The sequence below is a fragment of the Paenibacillus sp. FSL R7-277 genome (assembly GCF_000517965.1).
Taxonomy (GTDB): Bacteria; Bacillota; Bacilli; order Paenibacillales; family Paenibacillaceae; genus Paenibacillus_AQ; species Paenibacillus_AQ silagei.
In genome coordinates, this window is sequence record NZ_ASPX01000045.1 from 116,100 (window position 1) to 124,272 (window position 8,173).

General features: G+C 55.4%; 7 protein-coding genes and 1 tRNA gene. 3 read left to right on the plus strand and 5 right to left on the minus strand.

The window, feature by feature from the left end:
* Positions 1-62: 62 nt before the first annotated feature.
* A tRNA-Leu gene (locus tag C173_RS16035) sits at positions 63-146 on the plus strand.
* Positions 147-402: 256 nt separating this feature from the next.
* On the opposite strand, the gene C173_RS16040 is transcribed toward C173_RS16035, so the two are convergent.
* Positions 403-1,689, minus strand: a complete 1,287-nt coding sequence (locus C173_RS16040) for a Gfo/Idh/MocA family protein (protein ID WP_036726338.1) — start codon at positions 1,687-1,689, stop codon at positions 403-405.
* A 127-nt stretch (positions 1,690-1,816) separates the two neighbouring features.
* On the opposite strand from C173_RS16040, the gene C173_RS16045 reads away from it, so the two are divergent.
* Entirely contained in the window at positions 1,817-2,632 is an 816-nt protein-coding gene (locus C173_RS16045; protein WP_036726339.1) for an AraC family transcriptional regulator, read from the plus strand.
* 133 nt (positions 2,633-2,765) lie between these two features.
* Positions 2,766-3,488: a bZIP transcription factor gene (locus C173_RS16050; protein ID WP_235191912.1), complete on the plus strand. Its 723-nt coding sequence runs from the start codon at positions 2,766-2,768 to the stop codon at positions 3,486-3,488.
* Between the two features lie 64 nt (positions 3,489-3,552).
* Here the strand turns inward: C173_RS16050 and C173_RS16055 are convergent, their stop codons facing one another.
* From C173_RS16055 to C173_RS16070, 4 genes are all read right to left on the minus strand, one after another.
* Positions 3,553-4,866, minus strand: coding sequence for a 6-phospho-beta-glucosidase (locus C173_RS16055; protein WP_036726341.1), 1,314 nt, complete (start codon positions 4,864-4,866; stop codon positions 3,553-3,555).
* A 6-nt stretch (positions 4,867-4,872) separates the two neighbouring features.
* Positions 4,873-5,868 (minus strand): N-acetylglucosamine kinase, encoded by a 996-nt coding sequence (locus tag C173_RS16060; protein ID WP_036726343.1) that lies wholly within the window; start codon positions 5,866-5,868, stop codon positions 4,873-4,875.
* Positions 5,869-5,880: 12 nt separating this feature from the next.
* Positions 5,881-6,873 (minus strand): LacI family DNA-binding transcriptional regulator, encoded by a 993-nt coding sequence (locus tag C173_RS16065; protein WP_036726344.1) that lies wholly within the window; start codon positions 6,871-6,873, stop codon positions 5,881-5,883.
* A 198-nt stretch (positions 6,874-7,071) separates the two neighbouring features.
* A partial coding sequence (locus C173_RS16070; RefSeq protein ID WP_036726345.1) for an ABC transporter substrate-binding protein occupies positions 7,072-8,173 on the minus strand: 1,102 nt, incomplete at its 5' end.

Below are 8,173 nucleotides of genomic sequence, written 5' to 3' on the forward strand. Positions count from 1 at the left end.
GACTTGTTCTTTTGAAGAATTCATGATATATTACTTCTTGCGTTGCATTGAATGTTTTCTTTGCGGTCATGGCGGAATTGGCAGACGCGCTGGCTTCAGGTGCCAGTGGTAGCAATATCGTGGAGGTTCGAGTCCTCTTGACCGCATAATGGTTTTAACCGTGATGCAAGCGAAGGCCCTTCTTAAATGAAGGGTCTTTTTTTGTTGAGAAATGAATGTAGGTGAAAAACCGAACACAATGTGCCGGTGCGTGGTGAGTGGGCGAAATGTAGGCGAAAAACCGAATACAATGGCGCCAAGTAGAAAGCTAGACAACCCCCCTTTCACCACGTACCCGTGATCAAAGGGGGGCTTCTGCATTATCGTGCGGGGTTCATCGCTGCTGCGACGCCACGCGCCAGATCACGCCTTCCAGATGTCGTCTATTTTCACCGGCTGGCCGGTCTTCATGGAGCGGTTGGCGGCAATGCCGGTCATAATGGACATCGCGCCGTCCTTGTGCGAAGCTGCGCGGTTGAAGCGGTCTTCCTGCTTTTTATCAAAAATATCGCTCAGCAGCACCGGATCACCGCCGCCGTGTCCACCGCTGCTGCTCTCGAACTCTACGCGGTAAGGCTCCTTAAAGTGCGGATAGATCATAATGCTGACGCCTTCCAGCGCGCCTTCGTTTTCTTTTTTGCCGCCGGAATTGACGTAGGACTGCTCGGTAATCCGCACCTCCATCCGCCCCTGAGTCCCGTTGAACACGATGATGAAGCCCTCCCACGGCATATATGCGTTAAGCGAATAGTTCATGACGGTCTTGTTCTTGTACTTGACCATGACATTCATGGTATCCTCGATGCTGATATTGTCCCCGAATACGCTCTGGTCGCGCTGGTACCCGTCCTCGTGTTCGGCGTCCAGGTACATGCTCTTCAGGTGTTCGTTACGGTCCAGGTGAAGCGCGAACGGGTCGTTCTCGGCAGCCTTGCTGCCGTAGGCACGCTGATAGAACTCGGTGATGCCCCGTTTCTCGGCATTCTCTCTCCCGTAAAAGCGCAGATCGCCCATGGCGAAAACCGTGTCCGGCTGCGACCCCAGCCAGAAGTTCATCAGGTCGAAGTGATGCGTCGATTTATGCACCAGCAGGCCGCCGCTGTTCCGCTTGTCGCGGTGCCATCTGCGGAAATAGTCCGCTCCATGCTGGGTATTGAGCAGCCATTCGAAGTTCACGGACAGGATTTCGCCCAGTACGCCGTCCATAATGACCTCACGGATCTTCGTGTTATGCGGCGCATAGCGGTAGTTGAAGGTGACCCGCAGATTCTTGCCGGTGCGCTCAATCGCATCGAAGATCTCCCGGCATTTCTCCTCGTCAATCGTCATCGGCTTCTCGGAAATGACATCACAGCCCAACTCCATCGCGCGGATAATATACTTGTGATGCGTCCGGTCAATCGTAGTCACCAGCACGAAGTCGGGCCGGGTCTCGGTGATCATCCGGTCGAAGTCTTCGGCCTTGTACGTAGGAATCTCATGGTAATCGTATTTATCCGTAAGCATATGATTGGCGAAATTCATCCGCGTCTGATTGACATCGCAGAAGGCCACAAGCTCGGAGGTTTCGTTGTAAGCGGTAACAAGAGCGCCATAGAAAAATTCAGCCCGGCCGCCAGTGCCGACAAGTGCATATTTCTTTTTGGACAAGGGGATCACTCCATTTACTTGGATTTGATTCTATTTTATAGTATAGAAAATGCAGAAAGTGAACGGTATTTAGTCATTTTTGCTCAAAAGTGTGCTTATCTTATCCTTTCAGGGGGCTTGGTGCAGGGTGGAATCTATTTTTCAGATTGAGCAGCTGAGGCGCATCGGGCATTTCAATATGGACACCGACCATTTCCATGATTTCTACGAAATATATTATCTGCTATCCGGGGAGCGGCACTATTATATCCGTAACGGAAGGTATGCGCTGGAAGCCGGAGACCTTGTGTTTATTAACAAAAATCACCTGCACCGCACAACCGGCGGAAGTCATCTTCCGCATGAGCGGGTGCTGATCAGCTTTGACGATGCCTATCTGGAGCCCGTGGCACCCGGGGCAGACTGGATGAATGTGTTCGAAGGGGAGAGCTTCCTGCTGCGGCCTACGGCGCATGAACAGGGACTCATCACAGACCTGCTCCAGGCGATGCAGGAGGAACAGAAGGAGGGGCTGCGCTGGAGCACTGAATATACAAGGATGCTGCTGTTGCAACTGCTGATTACGCTGGAGCGGATAAGGAGGGCGAAGCCCGCCCTGGTCTCACCGGAGCAGAGCGAGGGGCAGCGCCGGGTATACGGTATCATCGAATATCTGGACAACCATTACAGCGAGCGGCTGAGCCTTGGGGGGATTGCCGAGCGGTTCTTCATCAGCGCTACATATCTGTGCCGGATTTTCAAGCAGACGACAGGCTTCACCATCATTGAGTACCTGAACTATGTCCGCATCCGTGAGGCGAAGGTACTGCTCACGCAGACGAAGTGGCCGGTCACCCGGGTGGCGGCGGAGATTGGATTTGAGAGCATTGCGCATTTCGGGCGGGTGTTCAAGGCCATTACAAGGCGTTCCCCTCTCCAGTACCGCAAGCAGCACCGGGGGTGACGATTACGGCTCGCATCGGCCATCCGCTATTTCATTCGACAATAGCTGTTGGGATGTTACATATCTTTCTATCTTTTGACACAGAGTCTGTCTTATAATAATGAAGGTTGAAATACAAATATTGGGGTGTCCTATGACAATGAAGTCAGGCGGTCTCTGGCTCGTTGCTGCTATGCTAGCGGTAACCGTAACCGGCTGTTCTTCGGGCAGTGCAGGCGCTGGCAGAGATCGCACGGAGAAGCTGAAGGCAGAGATTAGTGAGCTTAAGAAGGAGAACAAGTTTTTAAAGGAAGAGAATGAAGCGCTGAAGAGAGACCTTGTTGTGAGGCCTGTGACAGCGAAAGAGGAAGGCGGTACGGCCGAACTTCTAAGTACCGGGGACAGCCCGGCAGCCGCTGATTCCGGCGATGAACACAAGCGGATCGCAAAAGGCACGCCGCTCACGATCGATGGAACGGGTGAGTATACCATTACCAAGACCTCATTTGGAAAGAAGGTTAATCCATCGAATCCGGGGTCATACTACACCTACTATGAAGCCAAGGAACCGGGCACAACCTATCTGGCGATCACTTTGAAGGTGAAAAATCTCGCAGGTCAAGCCATCAATGCGGGTGGAGTAGCGGAGGTGGAGGTTACATACGATAACAAATATGAATATAGCACCTTCGCGACGATGGAGAAGAACGGCGGTGAAGATTTCACCTATACCAATATCTCGACGATTGGACCGCTGAAGTATGGCACTCTGGTGTTCATGGCCGAGGTTCCTGATGAAGTGAAGTCGAGTGGCAAGACGCTATATGCGGATTTCGAGATTGAGGGCGAAACCTACCGTTATACCATAAAGAAATAAGAGAAGAGCCTGTACGGCCGCAGAGTGAACTGTGGTTAGCAGGCTCTTTATTGATGTTAAGGGATTAGTCCTGAGCGAAAAAGGCCGGCAGATACTCCCTGTTCGCCTCCAGCATCTCATCCAGCATGGCGATCGCTACTTCCACGGAAGGGACGAGCGGGTGATGGGCCAGCGCCTGGATCGCCAGGCTGCGGTCACCGGTGACGGCGGCGTCGATGGCTAGCTGCTCATAGGTCTTCACAGCATGAATCAGTCCCTTGGCCATCGGCGGAATCTTCGTCAGCGGCAGCGGGAGGGGGCCGGTCTTCGTGACGACACAGTTGACCTCGATGCTGGCATCGTAAGGCAGGAAGTCTAAGATGCCCCGGTTCGCCACATTCAGCGTCTGAATGTCATTGGTGCCGCTATAGAGCGAGCGCATCAGGTTCACCGCCGCCTCGGAATAAAAGGCTCCGCCGCGCTGCTCCAGCTGCTTCGGCTTCTCATTCAGCGCAAGGTCGCTGTAGATGGCGAACAGCTCCTCCTCCACACGCTTGACGACTTCGGCACGGTTCCCGCCTTGTGCGGCGGCTTCCTGCTGCTCCGCAAGCATCGCATCGGTCATGTAGAAGTACTTCAGATAATACGAAGGTAAGGCATGCAGCGATTGCAGGAACTCGGGGTTCCATTCGCGTGCCGGAACATTCTTTGCACTGTAGCCTGCGGTATCCTCCAGCATCTCCTGCAGCTTGTCTTCACCCTCCACATCAATACGGGTAATCCAGTGCAGGTGGTTCAGGCCGACGAACTCGGCGTAAATCCGGTCCGGGGCAGTGTCATATTTGGCCGATACCTGCTTGATCAGGCCGATCGGGGCATTACAGAGACCGATGCTCTTCACCTTGGAGTACCGCAGGACCGCTTCGGTGACCATACCTGCGGGATTGGTGAAGTTGAGCAGCCAGGCGTCCGGTGCCAGCTCCTCGATATCCCGGCAGATGCCTAGAATGACCGGTATGGTGCGCAGTGCCTTCAGCATGCCGCCGGGGCCGGTCGTCTCTTGGCCGATCACGCCGTATTTCAGCGGAATCGCCTCGTCACGGGCACGGGCATCCAGCATACCGACACGGATCTGCGTGCTGACGAAGTCCGCACCGGCAATGGCCTCGCGGCGGTCGGTGGTGAGATGGACCTCGATCGGCAGACCGGACTTCTCCACCATACGCTTCGCCAGAGCGCCCACGATGTTCAGCTTATGCAGGCCAGCCTCAATGTCTACAAGCCACAGCTCCCGGACCGGAAGCTCCTTATGATGCAGGATGAAGCCTTCTACCAGTTCGGGGGTATAGGAAGACCCTCCGCCGATGACGGCAATCTTAAGACCTTGGTTCGCTGTCACAATGAATCACTCCTGTCTGGTGGTAGTGGGAATAAGCTCGAACTCCCTGTAAGCACGCATCGTCTCATACATACCCTGGCTGACGGTGATCCCGTCGCTCTCCAGCGCCGACCAGAGAGCGCCGACCACAGGCTCGGTGGAGAGGGTGACCACTGCCGCGCCTGGTGCCGCTTCATGCACAGCCTGCTCAATCGGCCCGCGAATCCAGCCCCGGTCGCCTCGGGTCAGCACGCTTCCGGCCAGGACCACATCAAATTCATCGTTCTCCATACCGAGCCGATGAATGACGGCCGCCGCAGCCTTGCCCAGTTCCACGCCTTGGCGGTTCAGGATCGCCAGCGCTGCGGCATCGCCCTCAGCCGCTGCCGGGAAAAGCAGGCGGGCCGCATCCAGCGGCACCTGCTTCCCGTGATCCAGGAAGTCATCGTACATGTCTTCCACCCACCCATAGCCGAGCAGCTTCAGTAGTGGCTCCGTCAGCAGCGTGGGCGCTTCGCGACCGTCCCAGGCCCGGATGACTGTGCGGAATACCTCGATATTCAGCGCGCCGCCGCCGCCGAAATCGCCGTACATATAATCGAACCCGCCGCACTGGAAGTGGCGGCCCTGCGGATTACGGCCCGCCGCATTGGTGCCGGTGCCGCAGATCAGGGCCACCCCGTAGGGGCGGTCCGTCCCCGCCCGCAGGCCGATCATCGTATCGCCGCTGATCGTGTACTGTGTGAATCCGATGCGGCGGATCATCGGATGAAGAATATTATAGTCCGTCTGGCGGTCAGCACCGGCAAGCCCCAGATAGGCTTGCCGAAGCTGATCCAGCCGGAGCCCGGCTTCCGCCAGCGCCATGGAAGCCGCTTCGCGGATGTTATTCTCCGCCTGCGTCACGCTGGTCTGGTGATTGCCGTTGCCGCTCCGGCCTTTGCCTAGAATACGGCCCTGTTCATCGCTGATGAGGGCGTAGGTCTTGCTGCCTCCCCCATCGATCCCCAAGTAGTAAGCCAATGTTTGTACCTCCTAAAGTGTAATCTTCGTCGATTCCCGCACAATCAGCTCCGGATCGATCTTAATATTGGAGCCGCGCTTCATCTCCCCGCTGATCCGGCGCAGCAGCATGTCGGCGGCGGCGACTCCGATCTTATCCGCCGGCTGGCGCATAGTGGTCAGATGCGGGTGGAGCTGGGAGGCGATATAGTGGTCGTCGTAGCCGACTACAGCAACCTCCTCCGGCACCTTTACGCCTGCCTCCATCAGGGCATTGATCACCCCGAGGGCGATATTGTCATCTCCGGCGAATACTGCCCCCGGCAGCTTACCCTCTGCGAGCCAGCGCTGCGCCGTGTCGTAGCCCATGGTGATCTCAAATTCACCGTGTACGATCTCGAACGGGGCGAGGCCCTGCTCCTGCAGCGCTTGCAGGAAGCCCGCGCGCCGCTCCCGCGTACTGCGGAACATCTCCTGCCCGCAGAGATGGGCGATGGAGGTATACCCCAGCTCCAGCAGGTGGCTGGCTGCGGCATACCCGCCTTTGAAGTTGTCGATGGTGATCGAGTAGCTGTCATTCTCCGGCAGCTGGTTGTCGATCAGCACATAGGGAATGCCCCGCCGCTTCAGCTCGACAATATAATTGTCCTCTTTGATCGGGGAGAGCAGGATAAGTCCGTCCACCCGGTCTTCCTGGATCAGGTAGTGGCTCTCGCCGGAGCCAATGCCATCATATACGGAGATCGCCAGATAATATCCGTGCAGGGCCAGCGTCTCATTCAGCTCCTTGACCACAGCATCGAAGAAGGAATCCTGCAGGGTCGTTACAATCAGGCCGATGATGCCGGTCTTGCCGCTGGCCAGACTGCGGGCTGCTGCATTCGGGCGGTAATCCAGCTCCTTGATCGCGTCGAGCACCTTCTGGCGGTTGTTCTCCCGCACAGACGTTGCTCCGTTTAATACCCGCGATACGGTGACCACGGACAGCCCTGATTTTTTGGCTACATCAAAAATACTTACTTTCATTTCAAGCGCTCCTTGCGGCAGATTGTCCGGTGCTTTTAAAATATAGAATTTATATGTTTCACACGATAAATTATCCTTCTATTTCTCGCTGAAACGGTACCGTCCTTTAAAAGGACGGCAAAGCCGTTTCCACTTATTCTATCTCCAGTATACAGGCCGCACCGGGGTTTCGCTAAACATATAACCATCGCCGGGCCGCTACCTCTTGATGATCTCCGTAACCTTCTTCTGAATCACCGGCATAACCTCTTCCAGGGTCTTGTGACCCGTCTCGACCGGCTGCAGCTCATTGATGAACATGTCGTTGATCTGCGAGTAGTTGGTGATCAGATGATTGTAGGATTCATAGCCGTATTTGACCGCGCCCTCGTAGACCTTCTTCACATCCTCCGGATCAATGCCGTCAAAATGCTTGTAATACACCTCAGCCGCTTCCGTATTGACTGGCGGATTGCCGCCGCTCAGCTCGATGGACTTCTCCTGGACTTCAGTAGTCATCAGGTATTTGATCCATTCAAAAGCTTCCTTCGGATGCTTCGAGTCCTTCAGAATCAGCAGCGGATCAACGAACAGCGTGCTGCGCACCTTGTCGTTGCCTCCCCAAGGCACGGCGGCTACGCCAATTTTGAACGGGAAGTCGTTAGCCCCGGCGAGGTTCCAGGAGCCGCCGATCGACATGCCAATCTTGCCTGCGACGAACGGGTCGCCGTTTTGTCCGGCTACGCTTTTACTCCACTCGGAAGTCGGGGACACCTTCTCCTTGAACACAAGGTCGAACAGCTTCTGGTAAGCGGCAATGACCTCGGGTGAATCGAAATGCGTCTCGGAAGGAACACCGCCGTTGGTCCAGGTATCTTCAGAGTAAGGCTCTGCCCCGAAGTACAGCGGCCGCATATCCCGCTCCGCCCAGGTGAAGTCTACACCGTACTGTGTTTTGGCGATATCGTCCGAGACAAGTGTCATCTTCTTGGCATCCTCCACCATGCGGTCAAACGTCCAGCTCTTATCCTCATAATCACTTGGCGGGTAGGAGACGCCCGCAGCATTGAACATATCCTTGTTGTAGAGCATCAGGGTGACGTACATATTGACCGGTATGCCGTAGGTATGACCGTTTACGGTATAGATTTTCATCAGATTCTCTGGGATATGATAATCCTCGGCTTTGAAGCCGTCTTCCTGAATAAGGTCCGTCAGATCAAGCAGCATGTCTTTGTTATAATACTCGGCAAACCCGCCATATCCGTAATGGCTCGTCACATCCGGGGGATTGCCGCCGGCAATCAGTGTCTGCAGCTTG

Coding starts and splice junctions, on each gene's coding strand:
- C173_RS16065 (WP_036726344.1), bottom strand. CDS start 6,873: ATGAAAGTAAGTATTTTTGATGTAGCCAAAAAATCAGGGCTGTCCGTG.
- C173_RS16050 (WP_235191912.1), top strand. CDS start 2,766: ATGACAATGAAGTCAGGCGGTCTCTGGCTCGTTGCTGCTATGCTAGCG.